The organism is Dyella caseinilytica, from assembly GCF_016865235.1.
Taxonomy (GTDB): Bacteria; Pseudomonadota; Gammaproteobacteria; order Xanthomonadales; family Rhodanobacteraceae; genus Dyella_B; species Dyella_B caseinilytica.
The window spans coordinates 3,692,058-3,713,105 of sequence record NZ_CP064030.1 but is presented as its reverse complement, the minus strand read 5'-3'; the positions used below and the strand labels follow the sequence as shown (position 1 = coordinate 3,713,105).

Here is a 21,048-nt window from a genome sequence, read left to right as displayed (position 1 = left end):
AGGTTTTCCCGAACGTGGAGAGCGCGATGAAAGCATCCGTCTTTGTCGGCGTCAGCGTTGATGGCTTTATGGCTCGTCTGGATGGCGGGCTGGATTTTCTTCCAGCCGGTGGCGGGGAGCCGCACGGGTACACCGAATTCATGGCATCCGTCGATGCGCTGCTGATCGGGCGGAAAACTTATGAAACCGTGTTGGGCTTTGATGAGTGGGCCTACGGCAACAAACCGGTGTTCGTGATGAGTACGCGAGAGTTGGCGCCATGCCCGCCGAATGCCATCGTGGAGCATGTGAAAGGCTCGCCAGCGGATATTTTATCAGCGCTTGAGAAGCGGGGTATCCACCATGTTTATGTGGATGGCGGCGTCACCATTCAGGGATTCTTGAATGCCGGACTTATTCAATACTTGATCGTAACCAGGGTGCCTGTATTGATTGGCACAGGTATTCCATTGTTTGGTCCCACTACACGAGATATCCCGCTGAAGCACATCGCGACAAGGCATTACGCCAGTGGACTCGTGCAGAGTGAGTATGAAGTTATTGTTTGATTTGCTGACTCGAAGGCCAAACACGAGATGTACGATGCAGCTTAAAAATGGCGCCACTTCATTCTTTTGATGGCGGCATGGTTGGCGTCGCTTCCAACAGGAAATAAGTGGCGTTAGTTCTCTTGCGTCGGATGTGTCTCATGCTCCGCCGAAGAGCCTCGGGTGGCGGGCCTGATCATGTCGTCGTTAGATATTCCACAGGAAAAAGCATGCACATGGCGAAAGCATGTTGGCCTTACCGCAGCAAGCGCTGAAATCGCTCAAGAGTGAAGATAAGAAGCTGGAGCACCACCCCAATAAATGCGAGCGCCCAGGCATAGATACCCAGGTTCAACACGGACATGGGGCCGATGATGAAGGCGTAGGCCAGTAGCAGGCACCAGCAGGCGAATGAGAAGTACACGAGATAAAAACCCAGAAACTTCCATTTGATCATGGCGCTCCCCCTGCCTTGTGCGTATCGTGGCGCTGCACACCCCTGTAAAATTCAGTTCAACCCCGTCGCGTGGTGATGGTGATACGTTGGCGGACGCTTGATGTGGCGGAATCGTTTCCGCCTTGCGCCATGTCTTTATGTTTTGCGTGGCGCCCGCTGATCTGCCCTCAGGCCACGCGCATCCCGCTTGGGAATGCGTACACGCGCCCGCGCTGCGTCTTGCCGCCGGTGATCCAGCTCCACGGCGGGGAGATGCCGTACTTGGCCAGAAGTTCGAAGATTCTTTCCGTGACCCATTCCCGCATGGCGAGGGGCGCGCGGTCCTTGATGGCGTTGGCGCGCTCCAGGAATTCGATCCAGAATTCGGCGCCGCGGTTGTCTTGTAGCAAGCAGGGCACCAGGCCGCTCAGGTGGGCGAGTTCTTGTTCGATTTCTTTACGGGTCAATGACACTGTGGCTCGTCCTGCGGTGATAGCCGGGCCGGGGAATACCGGGGATACGGGCTAAGACGTTTGACGGACCGGATTTTGAAATGGCGCCCTGGATCGGGGTTGGAGCCGGCCGGGGAGGGCTCAGGGCCGGGCTGGGGGCGGATTTGGCCTGGTCGCCGGGACCACGGCGATGGCGCTGACTTCTAGCATCACGTCGCTGCGGAATAGCCCTTTCACTTCCACCAGGCTGGCGGCGGGCAGGGGGCCGGTCATATAGGCGTTACGGACTTTCCGGTAGATATCGACCTGGGACATGTCCGTCACATAGGTAGTCATGTCGACCACGTTGGAGAAGTCCGCGCCGCTTGCCGCCAGGGCGGCCTTCAGGTTCTCGAAAGTCTGCCGCGCCTGGGCAGCGAAGTCGCCGGTGCCGACCAGTTTGCCGTCCTTGTCCATGGGCACCTGCCCGGCGATAAACACCATGCGTCCACCCTCGGCTGTCACCACGTGGGTGTAACCATGTGGCGGGCTGAGTGTGGGGGGATTGATGTGCTGGATGGTGGGGGACTGGTCCGCTGCGGTAGCGCCGGAGCTTGCCGTGAGCAAAAGCAGGAATGCGGGGAAAACCGATTTCATAGAAAACGTTCCTTATGAAAAACCGGGGAAGGAGACGCGCGAAGCCCGACTTTATAACGCCAGCATCGTGCCTACATGAAGACATGTCGATTTTCCGCACGCCGCTTCGTCGTCACCTAAAGGCCACTCACAAACCGAGTTCGAAGGACACGACCGATGACACTGAAGCTCTACGCCCATCCTTTTTCCTCCTACTGCCAGAAGGTATTGACTGCGCTCTACGAAAACGGCACGCCGTTCGAATGGCGCACGTTGTCGTTCGACGACAGCCAGGTGATGGCTGAATTTGCGGCTTTATGGCCGATAAAGCGCATGCCGGTACTGGTGGATGGCGACCGCACGATCATGGAATCCACGATCATCATCGAGTATCTGGGGCAGCACTACCCGGGACCGGTGTCGCTGCTGCCCGCAGATGCGGATACCGCGTTGCAGGTGCGCTTTATGGATCGCTTCTTCGACCTTTACGTATCCACGCCGCAGCAGAAAATCGTTTTCGATGCGATGCGCCCGGAAGCTGAGCGTGATGCCCGTGGCGTCGCCGATGCGCGTGCCATGCTGGAGACGTCTTATGCGTGGCTCGACAAGGCCATGGTCAACCGCGAGTGGGCCGCTGGCGACCGTTTCAGCATGGCCGACTGCGCCGCAGCGCCGTTCCTGTTCTACGCCGATTGGACGCACCGCATCGATCCTGCATTCGCCAACGTGATCGCTTATCGCCAGCGCTTGCTGGCACGACCGTCGTTCGCTCGCGCGATGAATGAGGCCCGGCCTTACCGCCCGCTGTTTCCGCTTGGGGCGCCTGATCGCGACTGATCCGGGAGTATTGAGTCGTCATCCAAAGCTTGGCACTCTGCGCCTTCAGGAGCGGCCTGCTGTCCTTGGCGATGGCAGGCCGGCGCGATGGAACGGGGGGTATCAATGTTTGGATTATTCCGCAGGGGCGCGTTGCTGGATGCCGAGTTGGCCGATTGGCAATTTGGCTGTTTTGAATGGCTGTTGCAGTACACGGGTGGCATGGAGGGTTTCCAGCAGCGCCGTTTGATCCTGCCCACGCCGCAGTTTTTTCCGCATGATGGTTCGCAGGAGCATGCCTTCGCGGAGATGCTCTTCAATCACGTAAAGACGTATGCCGGCATGGCCGACTGGCCCTGTGTGCTGCAATGCCATCAGGGCGATCCTGATCCCAAGGTGTCGCAGTACGTTTACGTGCAGGGTGCGCCATCGTCGCCCGCCGGGACCTTCCGCATGCTGGAAGATGGCGGGGCACTGATTACCTACCATCCCAACCAGCTGCGCGATCCGATGTCGCTGGTGGCGACCTTTGCCCATGAGTTGGCGCATTACCGCATGAAAGGCTTTCCCGAGCCGCCGCCGGGCGGCTGGGAGGTCCATGAGCCTGCCACCGACATTGCCGCGGTATTCATGGGCTTCGGCATCTTCCTGGCCAACTCGCGCTTCAGCTTCTCTTATTTCTCCGACGGCCGGACCAGCGGCTGGCGCTGGCAGAACCAGGGCTATATCTCGGACGTGGAAGTGCTGCATATGCACGCCATTTTCTCGATCATGCAAGGGCTGCCGCCCGAAGCAACGCTGCCGCATCTCAAATCTGCACTGCGTGGCATCTACAAGCGGGTGTACAAGGATGTGGCGAAGATGACGGATGCGCTGCAGCTGCTGAAACAGACCTCGGCGCTGGCTGCTGCAGGCTGATTGAGCTCCCCCTCCCGAGCACAGACCGGGAGGGGGAGTCATGGCGTTAGGGATGTGCTGCGCCTGCCGATGTTGCGGATGCAGGCTGGGACGAGCGCATCAGCGTCGTTGCAATATAGGCGTGCACATCTTCCTTTGACACCACGCCACGATGCTTGGTGTCGATCGCGTCGAAGTTACGCGCGATGAAGGATACGGGGCCGTTTTCGGCTTCCTGTTTGGTCAGCAGGCCATCGTGGTTCTTGTCGGCGATATCGAAATTCTTATCCAGCACTTTTACCGCGCGCGCAATTTCATTCAAGCCGGTTTGCGCGGTGCTGGTGAGCGGCACGCCTGCTATCACGATGAGCAAAAGAATCACACGTACGAATCGAGCCATTGTCGGTTCCTCCATTCAAGAGCGCCCTAATCATGACTCCCGTGACGCGATGTTGCTGTCAACGGGAAACACACACCGATCAATGGGGTGGAGGCTAGCACGTCTTTTGTGCGGAGTAGTGCCACTCTTCTGGCAATGTCCCGTTGTCGTCCCCCGGTTTTGGGGGCGAGGAAGGTCGGGATGCAGCGCGTTTGCCTTGCCCAAGCTTACAGTCGCTGGACCCCGGCTGTCGGCAGGATAACAATCACATATCGCGACGTGATGTGGTTTCTTGGGCCGACGTCAGGCTGCTTCAGAAAGCAGCATTTCGCTGAAGGTTTCATTGATGGTTGCAGCCAGCCGTTGAGCCAATTCGGCATAGGTGGCTGCACGTGGATGACGCTGTTTCTTGTGCAGATCGACAAGCAGATCGACGCCATCGCGATAGGCAAACAGGCAGGCACGCGGCGCGTCCAGAAACACCAGGATTTCTGCATGCACCTGCATCGGCCCGGAGCTGTTCGTTGCCGGCCCGATCGAGATCGCCAGCGCGCGCTGGCCGCGTTGACGCAGATGCCGCATGGATCGCTCCACTTCCACGATCATCGTGTAGTGCTCAGGTAGCGCCAGATCACGCAACAGGCCGCCTTCGATCTCCGCCGCCGCTTTGCGAGCCTCCATCTCGATTCGGCCCAGAAAGCCCATGCGTAACTCCTGCCGGGTGTAACGCAGCGGCATGGTGGACACCAGCGTATTGTTCTTGCGCACAATCCACGAATGATTCACCTGCTCGAAGGTGATCCCTGCCTCGTCATAGCCCTGACGGCAGTTTTCCGCGCTGATACTGGCATGCGCCGCCCAGGCGGCTTTTAGGTAGGCAAGATTCGGGCGTGAGCTGATCATGCAAGTCTCCAGCAAAGGCGTCGCCCGGCGCTGCAGAAACGCTTTGGCAGGCCGGTCTCCTTGACTATCGGCCGGTGCGGCGAAAACTTCAGTCATGTCCGCGCCTCGCTCGCTGGTTGGACCTGCTAGGGCTCGTCAGGATGCATTTCCTGACGCATAGAGGCCATCGTCAAAGACGCCGAAATGGCTATGTTGCTCCGTAACTTTCATGGCCGTCATCCCAGCTTTGGCTGGGATGACGAGCAAAAAAAGTGTGGAAACGAGCAGTGATGGGGATTTTTTTCCCCACGCGAAAGCTGGCATGACCGCTATGAGGTCTAAAGCGACACCGTTTTAGTGCTCAGGAATTCGCAAGATTTGCGCGACAAGTGTCGCCACGGTGTACGCATCGCCTGCTGGCTGATCGGAATAGCGCTGCGTGCCGTGATTCCAGGCATCGCCCACGGCGAACCAGTCGATCGGCGCGGCGGGTTTGCCGGTGCGTAGTGCTTCGTCCAGCGAGTGGAAATAGGTTTCCCAGCGCAGACGGTAATAATCGCGGGTGAGTCCGGACCAATCCTTGTTGCCGTAATCGTGCAGGCTGGCACCTTCGCTGGCTTTGCGATTGCCCCAGGTGGTGAGCAGGGAGCGCACGTCGTAGTCGAGGCGTGTGCGCTCCTCGGGTGAAGAGGCCCAATCATCGATTTGCGCCAGCCAACTGCCAACCAGGAAAAAACGATTGGTGGCGAGCAATTCGTCCTGCAGGTCCATCAGTTGCAACCAGCGCTGGGTCAGCGCATCGAAAGTGATTCGATCCTTGCTGTCATAAGCGGTCTTGATCTGTGGCAGTAACAGACGGCTTTCGTTGGCAAGGGTTTGGCGTGAGATGTCGACCAGATCGTATTGATACGTTTCACTGCCCCGCAGCGCCGGAGCGACTTGCAGCAAGGCCGGCAGGACTTGCTTGAAGGCTTCCGGGTCGTAGCGCATGGCTTCGGGTGACCAGTTCGACGCGCGGTTTACGGTCAAGCTTGGCTGTGCGTCGAACAAGGACTCTTGCGCCGCATCGCGCTCGCTGTTGAACACCACCTTGTCGATGCGAATGTCGTAGGCAGTCTTCAGCAGAATGTTCCAGGCAGCCAAGGCGTGCGGATCGGCGGCGCCATAACGCCGCTGTACGTAGTTGGCCGTCCATGTGGCGAGGTCGACCGGTTCGCTGCGCCAGGCCATTTCGGTGAACAGGTCGAAGGCGAACGGATTGGTGTCCATGCCTTCGGTGAATACGGCGGTGCCGGCCATGTTGCTGTTGGTGCGGCCAAGGCGCTGCAATCGCTCAGTGATATTGTCGGTGTTGGCGCCAAGCGTCGTGCGTCCGCCGAATTCCCAGATGCCTCCGAACAGGAATGGCGCGTTCTGGAAATCTTTCTGGCGATTGTCGCGTGGCACGCGATCATGGTCGATGTCGATGATCAGCAGATGCTGGCGATTGACGCCTGCCAGCAGGTCCTGGCGAGGATTGCCCTGCCAGGCGAGCATCATCCAGCTTGCGTCCGGATGTGCGGCGAGTAAGGCGTTCTGCACGTCGCGTGCCGCTTCCGGTATGGGCACGTCGCCGGAGTCGCCGCCTTCCTGAAACACTTCCATGTCGTAGATGCTGCTGTCACCGAACAGTTCGCGCTGGTGTTTGTAGAATGCCGCCGCGAGCTTGGCGAACATCGGGTCACGTGGATCGAGCCAGCCAGGACGCGTGAACCCGGCCCATTCGCCTTGCGGCACGACATGAGCGCGCGGAAACTTCTGCTGAAAATCGGCCGGCACAATTCCGTAGAAACCAGGTAGCACCGGGGTGATGCCGAGTTCACGCAGGCGCGCGATGATCCTCTGCGCCGATGCTGCGCGCTTTTGCATCAACGTGCCGCTGATCGGCCCGTTGAAGCAGCAGAGGTTGCCCATCAACTGCCAGTTCTGGTGCGCGGGCTGGGTGATCCAGTTGCGGATGTCTGCATCGGAATAGCCGACATCGCGAAAGGTCTGGTAAAGCACGCTGTCGATGCCACGCTCCACCAGCATCGCGTTGATGCCGGACAGCGCGAGCACGTCGATTTCCCGTTGCCAGCGTGGCCAATCCCAATAGGGTGCGGTGTAGCCGTCAACGTTTTCGTTCAGCGCGTAGCGATAAGCATACGGTGTTTCGCGTTCGATCGTGGTCGTCGGCAACGGAAACGGCGTGTCGCCGATACGATCGCCATTGGGCGAAATCTGCACATGCGCAACGTATTTCAGGTACCAGTTCACACCAAAGAGCAGTGCGCTGGGCGTACTGCCTTCGACTCGTATGTGTCCCTTGTCGCTGGCGATGCGGAAGTGCTCGTGACCCTTTGTTGCGGGGAGCGTGCCCAGCTCGAATTGTTGTGCTTGATGCGGCAGCAGGCGGGAAAGAACGCCTTGTGCAGGCGTTGTATCGAATGCAGGTGCTTCCGCGGCATGTATTGCCGATCCCCACCAAAGCCATCCAAGGCAAGCGAGCCAGGGTCCTATCGCGGATTTGCCCATCTTATGTTCCGGGTATGTCAGACCCTGTCACTGTATACCTTGACTGCTTCGCTGGCAGGTTCGTGGCGGAAACGCGAGAACCACATCAACCACTCACTCAGCACGATCAGTGTCCAGATCGCGCGCGAATGGTCGCTCAGTCGTGCCTGATGCTCAGCGAGCAGTTCCAGTGCCGCATCGGTGTTGATGCCCGCCTGGGCGAGCAGTGTGCTGGAAAGTCGCGATTGCGCCCAGCCATACAGTGGTTCGCGCAACCAGAACGCGAGCGGCACGGAAAGCCCGCGCTTGCGGCGTGTGATTACCGGTTCTGGCAGATATTGCCGCGCGTAGCGTTTCAGGAACGCCTTGGTGGTCAGACCGTGGACGCGCTCGTCCAGCGGCAAAGTGGCCGCAAATTCAATGACCGACTGGTCCAGGAACGGTGCACGGATTTCTACACCATGCAGCATGCCGCCGCGATCTGCCTTCGCCATCAATGCATCTGGCAATGAATGGCCGAAGTCGTAGCGCTGCAGCGCGTCGATCAGTCGACTGGGGTCGTGTGCGGTGCTGTCGGTGGGTGGCGTTACGCCCAGACGATGCAGCCAGTGTGGTGGAATGCTGGCTGTCCACAGCAGGTGCCGGGCCAGTCCGTCGAGTTCCTGGCCGCGAATGAAGCGCTTGAGCAGGAACGACAGCGTGACTTTCTTGTCGCTGGTGGGCAGCTTTTCGATGAGCTTTTGTGCCAGCGTGCGTACCGGTTTTGGGAGCCGCGTGTAGTGATCTGACCAGCGCGCGCCGAGGTAGGTGGGATAGCCGCCGAACAGTTCGTCCGCCCCTTCGCCGGCGAGTAGCACGCGCACATCTTGCGAAGCGCGACGGGTGACCATCGACAGCGGAATCCACGCCGGATCAGCCAGCGGCTCGCCCGTCGCCTCGATCAGTTCGTGCAGCATGCCTGGGAGATCGCCAGCTGAAACGGTCACTGGCACGAAATCGCAGCCCAGCTGTTCGGCTATGGCGGCGGCGTGCTCGCCTTCATCGAACGAGCTTTCGGCGAAGCGGATGCAATAGGCGGAGATTTTTTTCTCAGGGCGCAGGTCGCGCACGACCGCCGTCATCAATGCCGAATCGATACCACCGCTGAGCAGAACGCCATAGTCGACATCGATATCGCTTTGCCGAAATACGGCTTCGCGGAAGATCTTGTCAAAGGAGGCTGGTGACACGGCCTGAACTTCAGGCTGTTTCGTGGGGAAATTCCAATAGCGACGGTGATGGATGCCGCTGTGATCGATCACGATCATTTCGCCCGGGCTCACCTTGTAATGATTTTTCACCAGGCTGCCAGGTGCAGGGCAGTAGCCAGAACGCAGGTAGCGAGCCAGGCCATCTTTGTCGAGTTGCGCACCGGATTGCGTCGTCAGTAGCGCAGCCAGCTCCGATGCGAAGTGAATGGTATGGTCCGAGGTGGCGTAATAGAGATGGCGCTCGCCGGCGCGGTCGCGCGCAAGGATCAGCCGTTGCGCGCGGCTGTCCCATAGTGCCAGCGCGAACACGCCTTGCAGGTGTTCCAGAAAGTGCAGGCCTTTTTCCAGATAGAGCGGCGCGATCACCGCGACATCCGTGGTTTGCATGATGCGATGACCGGCTTCCGCCAGCGAACGGCGCAGGATGCGGTGGTTATCGATTTCGCCGTTGCAAGCGACGATGATGCCGGCTTCGTGTTCGATCAATGGTGGCTGGTGCTGTTCCACGCCGCGGATGGCCAGGCGGTTGCTGGCCATGGCGAGCTGATCGCGCGTGAGGAATGCGTCGCCGTGCGGTCCGCGATGCGACATCGCACGCAGCATGGTGCGGGTTTTTTGCTCCGCGTGCAGTATCGGCTCCGCTGCATCGAAGTTCCAAATGCCGCTGATGCCGCACATCAGGGTGTAACCCGTTCCAGAGTGCGCTTGCGCCAGCTGCCCACGCGGGTAACGCTGCTTACCTTGCAAGCTTTCAGGGCGGGGTCGACTTCCTCGGGCGCTATGTACGAATCGATGACCACCAGCGAAGATGGCCAGCTGCGCAAGGCATGACACAACGTATCGGCTGCATTCGGTGCACGAAGAGGAATACCGTAGATGGGTTTGCCCAGATACATCCGCAGACCCCAGGGCGTTTCTTCTTCGATGGTGTAATCCTCAGCCGTGTTCTGGATGAAGATCATCGAGGCATAGTGATCCGGCGACGCCTGCTCGCTCAGCTGCTGCGCCATAAGCCGATTGTCGTAAGGCGAATGCATAAGATAGGAAGCGGTGCCTTTCATAAGCAGCAAAGCCATCACCCACATCAATACCCAAACACGATGCTTGGTGGTGTGAAGGTCTATATGATCGCGCAATTCGAGCGCGACTATCAGTGCGATCGGCAGGAACAGCGGCAGCAGATAAAGCGGCAATCGCGACTGCGCCAGGCAGAACACCGCAAAGGGCAGCAGGAACCACAACGCCAGGAAGTACGGGACGGAGTGGCTTCTGCGCCAGCTTTTCCAGGTCTCCAGGCGAAGGATGGAAGGCGCGCCGCGCACGATGCTCAACCACCAGGGCAGCGTGCCTAGCAGCAGCGTGGGAAGGTAGATCATCACCCAGCCCAACAGCCCGGCATGCCGGCGCTGTGCACCCGTAAACAAACGGTTATAGACCTCCTGGTGCAGGAAATAATGCAGCAGCCCGGGATTGCGCAGCATCACAATCACGTACCAGGACAGGCCAATCGCCAGGAACAGGATCAGCCCGCTGAGAGGGAGATATCGTGCCAGTCGTCGCCAACCGTCGCGGCCGGCAATAAAAGCGATGATGGGTAACAGCGGCAGCAGGCCTGGTGGTCCCTTCGTAAGAAAGGCCAGCCCCCAGCCCAGCCACATCAGCAGCACATAACGTTTGGGCGGACGGGCGTCATCGCTGAAGGCGGCGTGCACAAAACCCAGCATCGCCACGGCTTCGCACAAGGTGAGCAGCACATCCGTGCTGATGATATTGCTGGTGACAAATGGAAAGGCGCACAGCGCATAAACCAATCCCGGCAGCCAAGGCTTGTCCGGAATCAGCCGCCGTCCCATGCCGTACAACGTCAGCAAGGTCAGCAAGAAGGCCAGTGCATAAGGTGCACGTGCAGCCCAGCTGTTGAATCCTCCCAGTTTGACGGCTGCAGCGATCACCCAATAGGTGGTCGGCGGCTTGGAGAAATTCACCTCGTCGGGGCTGTAGCCCGGGGTGAGGTAGTCGCCGGTGTCGAGCATCTGCAAAGCCGCATCGACATAGCGCCCTTCATCCGGCCCCCACAGGCCTCGGGTGCCCTGAAAGGCAAAGCCCAGCACCAGCCCGAGGCAAATCAGCCAAAACAGGGGCCAGCGGGATGAGCGCACAGGCTGGGGCCGCAATGAAGGTTCTCGGATGCGGTCGTTCGACATGGGTGTTCCACAGCAGAAATCAAAAGAGGATGAGGGTGTTTGCCGTTAGCCTGGATCAGGCCCCGGATCAGGCCGCTTGTGCAGCATCTGCAGGTTGCGCAGGAAGATCAGCAGCGTGATCGATTCGCCGATGATGAACACCGGCTCGCGCCGATGGATGGCATAGCTGAGCAGGACTACCCCGCCCGCCACGCTCAAATACCAGAACACGCCGGGGATGACGCTCTTACCCCGTGACTCGCTATACAGCCATTGCACCAGGAAGCGGGCACCGAACAGCGCCTGTCCTGCGAGGCCTGCGCCAATCCAAAGGCTGTCTATCGACATGACGCTTCCCTTCGGCAGGACAGCCTTCGCATTTGCTTACGCGAAGCTTGCGAACAACGGGCGTCAGGGGACGGATGGCGCTGAGCCACGTGCATGCTCCTTCTTTTCACGCAGACGCAACTGGAGGTTGCGCAGGTAGATCAGCAAGCCGCCGGTCTGCCCGACCATGAATACCGGGTCTTCCTTATGGCAGGCATAGCAAAGCAGAATCAGACCGCCGAGCACGCTGGCGTACCAGAACGCCATCGGGAAGGCGCTGTGCCGCTTGTACTCGCTATACAGCCACTGGAACAGGAAGCGGGCGGTAAAAATGATCTGGCCGAGCAGGCCAAATACCAGCCAGCCATTGCTAAATATTCCCATTCGCGTTACTCGAAAGTTTCTGAAGACAGCATCGCAAATCAGTGGGAGAACTTTATGACATGCGTGGGTAGGGTTCACGACTTGACAGCGGCGAAGCATTGAATCGGTCCCCTGCCATGGGTCTATGGAATCGGGCAGGGATCCTGGCCTAGTCTTCTGTCACCATCGAAAGCTATTGCGCCATCAAACGAGAACGCTATGAAATTCCTGGTCATGATCTACAACGACGACACGCTGCTGGACGCTTTGCCGCCTGGTCAGTTCGACACGATGATGAACGGTTGTTTCAAGCACGCCGACGAACTGCGTGCCGAAGGCCATTTGCTCGATTCCATGCAACTACAGCCACCGTCGAAAACCAAGACGATCCGCGTGCGCAACAACCGCACCACCATCGTCGACGGACCGTTTGCCGAAACACGTGAATACCTGGGCGGCTTCAACCTGATCGAGGCCGCGGATATCCACGAAGCCGTGCGCATTGCGCAGACCTTTCCGTGGGCTGCGACGGGTTGCATTGAAGTGCGGCCGGTGCACGACATTGATGCGGAGCGTCTGCGCGTGGGGGCGTGATGCTTGATTAACTCCCCCTGCCAAGCAGGGGGAGAGGTTTCGCCGGTTGTGGCGCTTTACACCGCGTCCTGGCTTTCCTCATCAATGGGTAGCACGTCATCGAAGATGGTGTAGTCGATCACGTTCAAGCCGTTTTCGTCGCGTCGCACGAGGTCGAGGTAGCGGTGATTCCAGCGCACTTCCTTGATGCTCCACTGGTGTCGCGCCATCATCGATTGCGAGGTGGTTTCGTCGATGCCTTCGATGGTCAGAAGCAGTGTCGCTTCGGAGTCTTCCAGGCTTTCATGCGAGATGCCGTAGAGCGGGCTGTCCTCGTCGATGACGTGCATGACGTTCCAGCTCAACACGAAGATCGGGTGATGATCACGCACCAGCTTCAAGTCTTCGATGCGGCGCAGCTGAAAGCCTTCGGGACTTTGGTACCGCCGCAACAGATGCAATTGCGCGGATGCCTGAGCGATCAGATTCAGACGCATATTGGCAGCGCGTAGCATCAGCGTCTGCTTGCCTTCGATTGTGCGCACGATCGGGTGCTTGCCGAACAGGATCTTGGCCTGGGGACGCGAGAAGCGCGCAAAGATCAGGCCGGTGACCACCGCGATGTTGCCCATGCCCAGAATGATTTCCGAGGTGGCGACGACATGCGTGTAAATCGATTGCGGGTGCATGTCCCCGTAGCCGACGGTGGCCAGGGTTTCCACACTGAAGAAAAACGCGCCGGCCAGCCCCTTGGGAAATTGGTTGGCAATGCCGTGCGGATCGACCTGGTAGATCATCGCGAAGATCGCGTTGAAGGTCAGGAATACACTGGTGGCCAAGCCGAAGAACACCGGCCAGCTGACGGTGAGGGCGCGGTGGTAGAAGTCGTCCCACATGCGCTCGGGCAGCCCTTCGGAGACGAACGGCCGGCCGCCAATTTGCACAATGCGTGGCTTGCGCCGAATGAGCGGGGATTTCCTGGCCATGTCGGGTGGCTCCTTGTTTTTCGCGCTATGGGCGCATTGTAGCGCCCGTGCGTGACACCGAAACGGGCGCTGCAGCATGGCCGCAAGCGGCGTAAGCTTGTCCATCCAAAGAACAGGTGCAGTGTTTCATGCTCAAGCTCATCGGCTTCGACGGCGACGACACGCTCTGGCATAGCGAGGGTTATTACCGCGAGGCCAGCGTGCAGTTCAACGCCATCATCGGACGTTATGTCGACGTCGGCGATGCGCACGTGCAGGCCAGCATGCTGGCCACCGAGCGGCGCAATCTCAAGCTGTTCGGTTACGGCGCCAAGGGCATGACCTTGTCCATGGTGGAAACGGCCATTGCCATCACCGAGGGTCGTATTTCCGCCGCCGATATCCACCAGTTGGTGGAAGTGGGCAAGACCGTGCTGCAACACCCGGTGGAGTTGTTGCCGGGCGTACGCGAAGCGGTGGCAGCGGTCGCCGAACATCACGAAGTGGTGCTGATTACCAAGGGCGACCTGTTTCATCAGGAAAAGAAAGTGGCGCAGTCGGGCATGGCCGATCTGTTCCGTCGTATCGAAATCGTGTCGGAAAAAGACGCGGCGACCTACCGCCGGGTATTGGCCGAATTTGCCTTGGAGCCCGCACAGTTCGCGATGGTGGGCAACTCCCTGCGCTCGGATATCGAGCCGGTGATCCGCCTTGGTGGCTGGGGCGTGCACATGCCTTATCACGTCACCTGGGAACACGAGATGGAAAACGGCCTGAGTGAGGCCGATGCGCCGCGCATGCTCACCGTCGATGCACCCACCGGCATTCCAGCAGCGATAGCGGAACTGGCTGGGCGGGCCGCGTGATGGATCCTATGCTCACCGCCCGCGCTATCCAGTGTCCGTATTGCGGCGAGCGGATTGAGATCGTTGTTGATGCTTCAGCGGGCGACCAGCGCTATATCGAAGACTGTCAGGTGTGTTGCCGGCCGATCAGCATCGAGGTGTGGATCGATGCGGATGAGCATGCGCATGTGAGTGCTACGGGTGAAGATGCGTAGTTCCATCCAGTGCCCCTCTGTAGCAGAGGGAGGCACAATCTGGCCCCAAGCTTCTGTATTACCTCACCGTTGTCCCGGCGAAGGCCGGGACCTAGTGTCTTTTATAGGTGAAAGTCGCTGGGTCCCGGCCTTCGCCGGGACGACGAATGAGTTTTCCGGTATTGCTCAAACCTGGCGATCGTTTACGTAAATCGAAGCGCGTTACAACTGCTCGATAGTTTCCACCACGGCAGCGCCCTCAGCTTTCAACGTCACACGCGTCGTCGCATCACTATCCGGCGTCACCGGCCGCGTCAGATCCCACAGCACGTGCGCCTTGAAACCCAGCGCCAGCGCATCCTGCACCGTCCACAACACACAAACATCGCGCGCAAGCCCCGCCACGTAAACCTCGTTGACACCGCGTTCCCGCAACCACCCGGCAAGCCCCGTACTCGGACGCGTATCGCCCGGCCCGTGGTTCTCGCGAAAGGCGCTGTAGGAGTCCACATCCGGATTGCTGCCTTTGCGCAGGATCAGATCGGCTGGCGACCAGTCAATCGCCGGATGCAGTGCGGCGCCCGGCGTGTCCTGCACGCAATGATCTGGCCACAGGGTCTGCGGGTGGCCATGCAGCGGAATCGATTGGAACGGTTTGGAGCCTGGATGTGTGCTGGCAAAGGAAATGTGCCCGCGCGGATGCCAGTCCTGGGTGGCAACCGTGTGCTCGAACACGCGGCGGCGCAACAGGCGATCAATGCCTGGCACGATCGCGTCGCCTTCGTGGCAGGCCAGGGCGCCGCCGGGCATGAAGTCCGGCTGTACATCGACAAGGATCAAGGCGGCAAGCTTTTGCATGGGGAGCGCTCGTGTATCGTCGCAAGATTCCACCGCCAATCGACGGCATAATGCAAGTCATCGACTCAGCACACTTGGGGACAGTCAACACATGCATTACGACCAATCGTGGATGGGATACGGCATGGTGGGTGGCCTGGAAGCTGGCGCGATCAGCGCAGTAGCGGCCATCGTGCTGTATCTGATCCTCCACGTCATCGGCCGCAACCAGGGCTGGAGTCCGCTTAGGAAGATCACCATCGCCTTTCTGCTGGCCATGCTGCTGACCGGCAGCGGCGACATGTGGGACCTCTTCTATTTCAACTACGGCCAGCTGCAATCGGTCCAGTTGCTCAAGGCCAAGCTGGCGCAAGTGCACGATCCTGACAATATCGGAACGCGCGTGTTCTGCGAGCTGATTGGCGCGATGGTGGGCGCTGGCATTGGCTGGATCATGCTGGGTGGTGATTGGCGTCGGGTGTTGCGCGGCGAGGATTGAGTACTTCAGCTTCACATGTGCGCCATCGATGCCGTCGCCCCGGCGCAGGCCGGGGCCTGCCGACTTTCGCTTGCAACGACTCAAAGACACTGGGCCCCGGCCTGCGCCGGGGCGACGGATGCAAGGTGTTGGCGATTCCGTTCCTCAAAGAATCGGATCGAACAACCGCGCCACATGCATCGCCAGCCGTCGAAGGTAAGGCGACTGGCGGTACTCATCGCGTGTAACTTCCACCGCGCGCCCGAAATCATCCATCAGCATGCGTTCCACGTCTTCTGCGAAACGGCGGTCCACGTTCAACGCGCTGATCTCGAAGTTGAGGCGGAATGATCGGTTGTCCAGGTTCATGCTGCCGATGCTGGCGGTGTCGTCGTCAACCAGGATCACCTTCTGGTGAATGAAGCCGGGCTGATAGCGGTAGATGCGAATGCCGGCGTTGATCGCGTCGTAGGCGTGCAACGTGGAGGCCAGGAATACCGTGCGATGATCCGGCCGTGCCGGTATCAATATGCGCACATCAACCCCGCGCATCACGGCCAGACGCAATGCCGACATGACGGCCTGGTCTGGCACGAAATAAGGTGTGGTCAGCCATAACCGCTTGCATGCGGCGTTGATCGCAGTGGTGAAGTAAAGCGAGCAGCTTTCCTGCGGATCAGCGGGCCCGGTGGCAGCGATCAGCGTATACGCATCACCTTGCGCCGGGCGGGGTGGAAGCAGTGGCGGCAATTCGCCGGTCACCCAGTGCCAGTCCACGGCGAAGCTGCGCTGCAGATCTAACACGGCCGGTCCGTCGATCTGCAGATGCGTATCCCGCCAGGGCGCCAGCGGCGGTTTCAGGCCCAGGTATTCATTGCCGACATTGAGGCCGCCGACAAAGCCAAGCCATCCATCCACCACCACGACTTTGCGATGATTGCGGAAGTTGAGCTGGAAACGGTTGCTGTAGCGTTGCGTGGCAAAGGGAAAAATCGCCACGCCGCCTTGCCGCAGGGTTTCGACATAATGCTTGGGCAGCGCATGACTGCCGATGCCGTCGAACAGTGCGAACACTTGGACGCCGGCGGCGGCGCGTTCCAGCAAGGCCTGCTGCATGCGGCGGCCGAGTTCGTCGTCGTGAAAGATGAAGAACTGAATCAGGATGCAGCGCTCGGCCTGGGCGATGGCGCTGAAGATCGCTTCAAAGGTGGCGTCGCCATTGATCAGCAGTCGCAATTGCTGACCGGCGTGGAAGCTGTTGCCCAGCATCTGGGTAAGTGCGGCATATTGCATGCAGGCATCCGGCACGCCAGACAGTTCGCTGCGCAAGGAGGCTTGCGAAAGCCGCTGCCGATGAGCGCGATGCAGCGTGACGTAACCATGGAAGCGGCTGCGACCAAGATAGAGGTACGGTATCAGTGTGACGTAGGGCAGCAGCGCCAGTCCGAGCGCCCATGCAAAAGCGCCCTGCGGCGTACGTGTATTCATCACCGCATGCATCGCGGCGAGGATGCCCGCCACATGCAGCAGCATGGCCAGCAGAGTAATAAGCTGTGGAATGCTCATGGTGCGCACGATTCTCGCATGCACACCGTCGTTTGCACGAGCTTTGCGTCAGGCGATCCCTAATCAGCCAGCAACTGATCGGCAAGATACCGCGCCTGTTGACGGATCTCCGGCATCGCCGTGGATTCCCACAGTGTGCCGCGCAGCATGCTGCCCATTGCAAACAGTCGTGGCCATACGGTGCCGTCGTGCAGCACGCGTCCGTCGGGTTTGGCGTCGATGCCTAACCCGAAAGGATCGGAGCGGATGTGGCCGTTGGTCATCATCTGCTGCAACAGAATATGCTGAGTGCGGCGCACATCGGTTTCCAGGCCGACGCTCTGCACGATCAGGTCGGCATCGAGCGTGCGTTCGGCCTCTTCGCCCTTGGGTGCAAAGATCATCTGCACGCCTTGGCTGGTCAGCGTCACTTTGTGCATGTGGCCGCGCAGACGTTGCAGGCGTCCTTGCTTTTCCAGTGATGCAATAGTTCTGGCGACCTGCGGCGGCAGGCGATGACGCGCGCGCTCCCACGCCCAACGTGCGTGGCGCAGGAAGCGGGCACGGTCGTTGTGCGACAGCAGGCCCCATAGCGTAGGCGTGTGCGGACGCAAGCAGTCGACAACTCGCCGCCAGTCATCGGTATGGGAGATGGCGTCGCGCAGCAGGTGCACCCAGGTGCGGATATCCGGCGCATCACGCATCGCCTCGACCAGTTCCTCGCCGTCCTCAAATGGCAGCGATGCGCTGGACTGATGCACTTCCGGCAGCACGCCGTGGCGGGAAATCGCAGTGAAGTGTGCGTTGGGCCATTTTGCCGAGAGTTCGACGATCACATCGACGGCGGTGAGGCCAAGGCCGATCACCACCACGTTGTGCGCCTGCGTATCCGGCTTGGCGTCGGCGAGCAACGACCATGGCAAGGTTACGTAGCGGCCACTGGCGAGCGCGTCGTCATCGACGCCGGGCAAGGCGCGAGGCGCAAGCGCACCGAGCGCGAGCACGGTGGCATCGACACGTGTGGTGGTTTCTCCCTGGAACAGGGTGACACCGTCGTTCTCCGGCACGATGGCATCGACGTCGTGCGGCACGATGCGCACGTCATGTCCCTTGTCCTTGGCGCGGACGAGTGCGGTGGCGGTTTCAGCCTCCAGATAATCGCCATACCAGCAGCGGGGCAGGAAATCGGTGCCCGAGATACTCGGATCGCGTCTTTGCATGTATTCCAGAAAGCCGCCAGGGCGGCTGGCGAACATGCCCATCGATGCGGCACGTACATTCAGCAGATGACGTTCCGAGCGGGTGCCGTAAGCAATGCCGCGGCCTGGGGTGCCAGTGCCGGTGTACCAGTCCAGATGAAGCGGCTGCGATACAGGGCGTTCCAGCAATTCGCTGAGCAACGTAGCCCCTGCGGCGCCGCCGCCAACAATGGCGACCCGTCGAAACATGTCATTCCTTCGTTACGTGGTTTCTTATCTGAGATCGGGAAGCAGCTTGGCTGTACTTTCCCGACGCGTCGTGCTTGGTGCCAGTCCGGACTGCCCCGTGCCGGATCCATCCGCGCCGGCTCAGGTATGCGACATCACCTGATGCACGGCCGACCATGTCCCGACAACCCGCCCTTAGATATCAGACGCGAAGCGGACCGGCAATCCGCGCACGCTGACGTTGTTTGTGCCAGAGCGCTACGGATTCGGCCTGCTCATACGAGGCGTAATCTTCGAGATCGCCACCGTAGACGTGCAGGGTCAGCGCAGTTTCCTGCCGCGAAAGATTACGGCAGCGATGCATGTACGGAATGTCTGCGTCGAACCACGTTGCGTCGCCCGGGCCAAGCCAATTGCGTCCGCGAAGCTGCCACGGTTCGGCAGTCGTGGCGCGCGACCACGATTCCACTTCGAGCGCACCGTACAAACTCAATTCAATGCCCCACAAACCAGCATGATCGTGCGAAGGCGTGCTGTATCCAGGTGGCCACGCCATCACCAGCACGCTTACGCCGGGACGCCCGCGGCGCCCCAGCAGCCAGCGTTCGAAGCCACGGCTGCGCTTGCGCAGACCCGCCAATCCATCGGCAAGCGCTTGCGCATCGCGATGAATGATGCCGCCAAGTTCGCGAGACAGTGAGGCGAGATCCGGATTCTTTTCCAGCGTATGCGCGAGCGCAGCATCGCGTAGTGCCTTGAGGCTGTGTCGGTATGTGCGCATAAATTCCGTGGGCGGACCGGAGGCGATCCGCAGTGGAGCATGGTCGCCGTTAAATGGTCGTAAGGCGTGGTGTTTACAACGGGCTGAATGAACACCGCGGCGTACGTGAGATTTTCGTAAGTTCGTCGCCTATTGCATGCTTTCAAGCATGACTTTCGAAGGATGGCAACGGCATTGCACCGGCCTAAGCTTTTATCACGCCTCCGCGGTAAACCTTTTCCGGCCGAGGCGCATCGAAATGTTCAGCAGATGTCGGAGAACGGACATGATCGAACTGATGCTGATTGGGGTTGTCGTAGCAGGGCTGTGGGTGGTTGGGTCGGTGGTTGGCCTGATCCTGAAAGTGGCCTTTGGCTTGGTGCACGGCGTGTTCAGTCTGCTGGCTGGCGCCATCGGATTGTTTATCGGTGGGCTGGTGATGCTACTGGTGCTGCCGATCATCGCTTTGTCGTTGTTGCCGGTGCTCTTGCCAGCCTTGTTGTTGTTTGGCCTGATCTGGTTGATCGTGCATGCTGCGCGCCGACATCCTTCGGCCACACCTGCAGCGCACTAACGTGCTACCCGTGGACGGAACCCGGTTCAGCGCCTGAAAGCTGACCGGGTTCCGGTCCTTTATGCGCCGGCGTTACAGCTGCTGCAGCGCAAAACTCACCGGCACGCGCGCCCATGCCTTCACCGCATGGCCATCTATCACGGCCGGCTCGAATTGCCAGCCTGACATCACTTGTTCGCGTGCGCTTTTATCCAGCAGTCCATAGCCACTGCTTTGCTCGATCTTCACCTGGACGGGTTTGCCGTTCTCATCCACCAGCACGAGCAACACCACGGTGCCTTCCATGTGCGCGCGTATCGCTTGTGCCGGAAAGCGCAACGGCGACGAACGATAGGCGAGTGATGTCACGCCGGGCGCAATCGAAGGTGGTGTCGCGATAGTGGCCGGTGTTGCATCGACGGGTTTGCTGTTCTGCGATGGTTCGGTGGTGGGCGTGGTGATGGTCGGTGGTGGCATTTCCTTCTGCACATGGACGAGTGGAATGTGCAGCGGTGGCGTGACCGGTAGGGGTTTGGTCAGCGGTTTGACCACCATATCTGGCGGCGGTGGCACTTTCGGCGGCGGTTCGATGATATGGATGGGCTCGACACGGACCGTGTCGATGGCCTGGGCGATCTGCGGCGCCAGTGGGCGCAAAGCAAACAGCAGGGCAACGAGGTTGAGGGTGATCGCCGCGCTCAAGGCGGCAACACGCACCATATCCGGGTGCGGACGACGAACGACAGCCAGGCTTGCGGACGGCATAAGCGACCTCCTGACGACGATGTGAGTTTTGATGCGTCCTGGCCACGCTGTGTGGGGACACAGGGGGATCGCGGTGGGCGCGGCTTCAGCCTATGCCTGTTGCGGGCAAATGTGCAATAGCCGTCCAAATGGCGTGACAGCGGCGTGATCCTGGCCGGCCATCTTGCCGGCTGGCCCGATAGGAGGCAAAAAAAACCCCGCAAGGGCTGCGGGGTTGCAGGATAACGGATATCGGGGAGGCGATATCCGTGGCAAGTATCTTGCACAAGAGTGGCTTGAGATGGCGTGCAGCCCTTGTGATGAAGGCTTTCACGAAAGTCGGAGGCGATGGTTTTGGTAGTGACTGATGGTTCTATGCAGAGAAAAATCTGGCCTTACCGTTGTCCCTGATTCAGACCCCTGGAAACGCATCAAACGTTTGAGGCTAGGTCTTTCTCTCCTGGCCTG

General features: G+C 59.8%; 24 protein-coding genes. 8 read left to right on the top strand and 16 right to left on the bottom strand.

Going from position 1 to position 21,048, the window contains the following annotated elements; all coding sequences use genetic code 11:
• Positions 1 to 26 precede the first annotated feature (26 nt).
• Positions 27 to 548 (top strand): dihydrofolate reductase family protein, encoded by a 522-nt coding sequence (locus ISN74_RS16440; RefSeq protein WP_188800241.1) that lies wholly within the window; start codon positions 27 to 29, stop codon positions 546 to 548.
• Between the two features lie 235 nt (positions 549 to 783).
• Here ISN74_RS16440 and ISN74_RS16435 read toward each other — a convergent pair whose 3' ends face one another.
• The 3 genes from ISN74_RS16435 to ISN74_RS16425 all read right to left on the bottom strand — a co-directional run bounded on the left by ISN74_RS16435 (position 784) and on the right by ISN74_RS16425 (position 2,051).
• Positions 784 to 984, bottom strand: coding sequence for a hypothetical protein (locus ISN74_RS16435; protein WP_188800240.1), 201 nt, complete (start codon positions 982 to 984; stop codon positions 784 to 786).
• 167 nt (positions 985 to 1,151) lie between these two features.
• Positions 1,152 to 1,430 carry a hypothetical protein gene (locus ISN74_RS16430; protein ID WP_188800239.1) on the bottom strand — a complete coding sequence of 93 codons (279 nt, stop codon included), beginning with the start codon at positions 1,428 to 1,430 and terminating at the stop codon, positions 1,152 to 1,154.
• 126 nt (positions 1,431 to 1,556) lie between these two features.
• On the bottom strand, positions 1,557 to 2,051 hold the full coding sequence (locus ISN74_RS16425) for a RidA family protein (protein WP_188800238.1): 495 nt from the start codon (positions 2,049 to 2,051) through the stop codon (positions 1,557 to 1,559).
• Positions 2,052 to 2,207: 156 nt separating this feature from the next.
• On the opposite strand from ISN74_RS16425, the gene ISN74_RS16420 reads away from it, so the two are divergent.
• Both ISN74_RS16420 and ISN74_RS16415 read left to right on the top strand, forming a co-directional pair.
• Positions 2,208 to 2,867, top strand: a complete 660-nt coding sequence (locus tag ISN74_RS16420) for a glutathione S-transferase family protein (RefSeq protein WP_188800237.1) — start codon at positions 2,208 to 2,210, stop codon at positions 2,865 to 2,867.
• Positions 2,868 to 2,972: 105 nt separating this feature from the next.
• Complete coding sequence (locus ISN74_RS16415; protein ID WP_188800236.1) at positions 2,973 to 3,764, top strand: hypothetical protein; 792 nt, start codon at positions 2,973 to 2,975, stop codon at positions 3,762 to 3,764.
• A gap of 46 nt (positions 3,765 to 3,810) precedes the next feature.
• On the opposite strand, the gene ISN74_RS16410 is transcribed toward ISN74_RS16415, so the two are convergent.
• The 7 genes from ISN74_RS16410 to ISN74_RS16380 all read right to left on the bottom strand — a co-directional run bounded on the left by ISN74_RS16410 (position 3,811) and on the right by ISN74_RS16380 (position 11,680).
• Positions 3,811 to 4,143 carry an EF-hand domain-containing protein gene (locus ISN74_RS16410; protein ID WP_188800235.1) on the bottom strand — a complete coding sequence of 111 codons (333 nt, stop codon included), beginning with the start codon at positions 4,141 to 4,143 and terminating at the stop codon, positions 3,811 to 3,813.
• A gap of 282 nt (positions 4,144 to 4,425) precedes the next feature.
• On the bottom strand, positions 4,426 to 5,025 hold the full coding sequence (locus ISN74_RS16405; protein ID WP_188800234.1) for a hypothetical protein: 600 nt from the start codon (positions 5,023 to 5,025) through the stop codon (positions 4,426 to 4,428).
• Between the two features lie 333 nt (positions 5,026 to 5,358).
• Positions 5,359 to 7,557, bottom strand: coding sequence for an alpha-N-acetylglucosaminidase (locus tag ISN74_RS16400; RefSeq protein ID WP_188800233.1), 2,199 nt, complete (start codon positions 7,555 to 7,557; stop codon positions 5,359 to 5,361).
• A gap of 17 nt (positions 7,558 to 7,574) precedes the next feature.
• Positions 7,575 to 9,533, bottom strand: coding sequence for an asparagine synthase (glutamine-hydrolyzing) (asnB, locus tag ISN74_RS16395; RefSeq protein WP_188800232.1), 1,959 nt, complete (start codon positions 9,531 to 9,533; stop codon positions 7,575 to 7,577).
• Positions 9,464 to 10,990 (bottom strand): ArnT family glycosyltransferase, encoded by a 1,527-nt coding sequence (locus ISN74_RS16390; protein ID WP_188800231.1) that lies wholly within the window; start codon positions 10,988 to 10,990, stop codon positions 9,464 to 9,466. Before ISN74_RS16390 ends, asnB begins: the two co-directional genes overlap by 70 nt.
• A gap of 45 nt (positions 10,991 to 11,035) precedes the next feature.
• Positions 11,036 to 11,317, bottom strand: coding sequence for a lipid-A-disaccharide synthase N-terminal domain-containing protein (locus tag ISN74_RS16385; protein WP_188800230.1), 282 nt, complete (start codon positions 11,315 to 11,317; stop codon positions 11,036 to 11,038).
• A gap of 63 nt (positions 11,318 to 11,380) precedes the next feature.
• Entirely contained in the window at positions 11,381 to 11,680 is a 300-nt protein-coding gene (locus ISN74_RS16380) for a lipid-A-disaccharide synthase N-terminal domain-containing protein (protein WP_188800229.1), read from the bottom strand.
• A 198-nt stretch (positions 11,681 to 11,878) separates the two neighbouring features.
• On the opposite strand from ISN74_RS16380, the gene ISN74_RS16375 reads away from it, so the two are divergent.
• A complete protein-coding gene (locus tag ISN74_RS16375; RefSeq protein ID WP_188800228.1) occupies positions 11,879 to 12,253 on the top strand; it encodes a YciI family protein in 375 nt (124 codons plus the stop codon).
• Between the two features lie 56 nt (positions 12,254 to 12,309).
• On the opposite strand, the gene ISN74_RS16370 is transcribed toward ISN74_RS16375, so the two are convergent.
• Positions 12,310 to 13,218 carry an ion channel gene (locus ISN74_RS16370; protein WP_188800227.1) on the bottom strand — a complete coding sequence of 303 codons (909 nt, stop codon included), beginning with the start codon at positions 13,216 to 13,218 and terminating at the stop codon, positions 12,310 to 12,312.
• A gap of 128 nt (positions 13,219 to 13,346) precedes the next feature.
• Here ISN74_RS16370 and ISN74_RS16365 point away from each other — a divergent pair, with 128 nt between their 5' ends.
• Together ISN74_RS16365 and ISN74_RS16360 are read left to right on the top strand one after the other, a co-directional pair.
• The gene (locus ISN74_RS16365) at positions 13,347 to 14,063 is read left to right on the top strand and encodes an HAD family hydrolase (RefSeq protein ID WP_188800226.1); all 717 of its coding nucleotides are present in this window, start codon (positions 13,347 to 13,349) and stop codon (positions 14,061 to 14,063) included.
• 8 nt (positions 14,064 to 14,071) lie between these two features.
• On the top strand, positions 14,072 to 14,257 hold the full coding sequence (locus tag ISN74_RS16360; protein ID WP_188800225.1) for a CPXCG motif-containing cysteine-rich protein: 186 nt from the start codon (positions 14,072 to 14,074) through the stop codon (positions 14,255 to 14,257).
• 201 nt (positions 14,258 to 14,458) lie between these two features.
• Here the strand turns inward: ISN74_RS16360 and pncA are convergent, their stop codons facing one another.
• Positions 14,459 to 15,094 carry a bifunctional nicotinamidase/pyrazinamidase gene (pncA, locus tag ISN74_RS16355; protein ID WP_188800224.1) on the bottom strand — a complete coding sequence of 212 codons (636 nt, stop codon included), beginning with the start codon at positions 15,092 to 15,094 and terminating at the stop codon, positions 14,459 to 14,461.
• Between the two features lie 91 nt (positions 15,095 to 15,185).
• On the opposite strand from pncA, the gene ISN74_RS16350 reads away from it, so the two are divergent.
• Complete coding sequence (locus tag ISN74_RS16350) at positions 15,186 to 15,572, top strand: hypothetical protein (protein WP_188800223.1); 387 nt, start codon at positions 15,186 to 15,188, stop codon at positions 15,570 to 15,572.
• 144 nt (positions 15,573 to 15,716) lie between these two features.
• Here the strand turns inward: ISN74_RS16350 and cls are convergent, their stop codons facing one another.
• The 3 genes from cls to ISN74_RS16335 all read right to left on the bottom strand — a co-directional run bounded on the left by cls (position 15,717) and on the right by ISN74_RS16335 (position 19,304).
• Positions 15,717 to 17,117 (bottom strand): cardiolipin synthase, encoded by a 1,401-nt coding sequence (gene cls, locus ISN74_RS16345; protein WP_188800222.1) that lies wholly within the window; start codon positions 17,115 to 17,117, stop codon positions 15,717 to 15,719.
• A 59-nt stretch (positions 17,118 to 17,176) separates the two neighbouring features.
• Positions 17,177 to 18,544, bottom strand: a complete 1,368-nt coding sequence (locus ISN74_RS16340; protein ID WP_188800221.1) for an FAD/NAD(P)-binding protein — start codon at positions 18,542 to 18,544, stop codon at positions 17,177 to 17,179.
• A gap of 181 nt (positions 18,545 to 18,725) precedes the next feature.
• Positions 18,726 to 19,304, bottom strand: a complete 579-nt coding sequence (locus ISN74_RS16335; protein ID WP_188800220.1) for a cysteine dioxygenase — start codon at positions 19,302 to 19,304, stop codon at positions 18,726 to 18,728.
• Between the two features lie 265 nt (positions 19,305 to 19,569).
• Here ISN74_RS16335 and ISN74_RS16330 point away from each other — a divergent pair, with 265 nt between their 5' ends.
• Entirely contained in the window at positions 19,570 to 19,857 is a 288-nt protein-coding gene (locus ISN74_RS16330) for a hypothetical protein (protein ID WP_188800219.1), read from the top strand.
• 72 nt (positions 19,858 to 19,929) lie between these two features.
• Here ISN74_RS16330 and ISN74_RS16325 read toward each other — a convergent pair whose 3' ends face one another.
• Positions 19,930 to 20,601 carry an energy transducer TonB gene (locus ISN74_RS16325; RefSeq protein ID WP_188800218.1) on the bottom strand — a complete coding sequence of 224 codons (672 nt, stop codon included), beginning with the start codon at positions 20,599 to 20,601 and terminating at the stop codon, positions 19,930 to 19,932.
• Positions 20,602 to 21,048 lie beyond the last annotated feature (447 nt).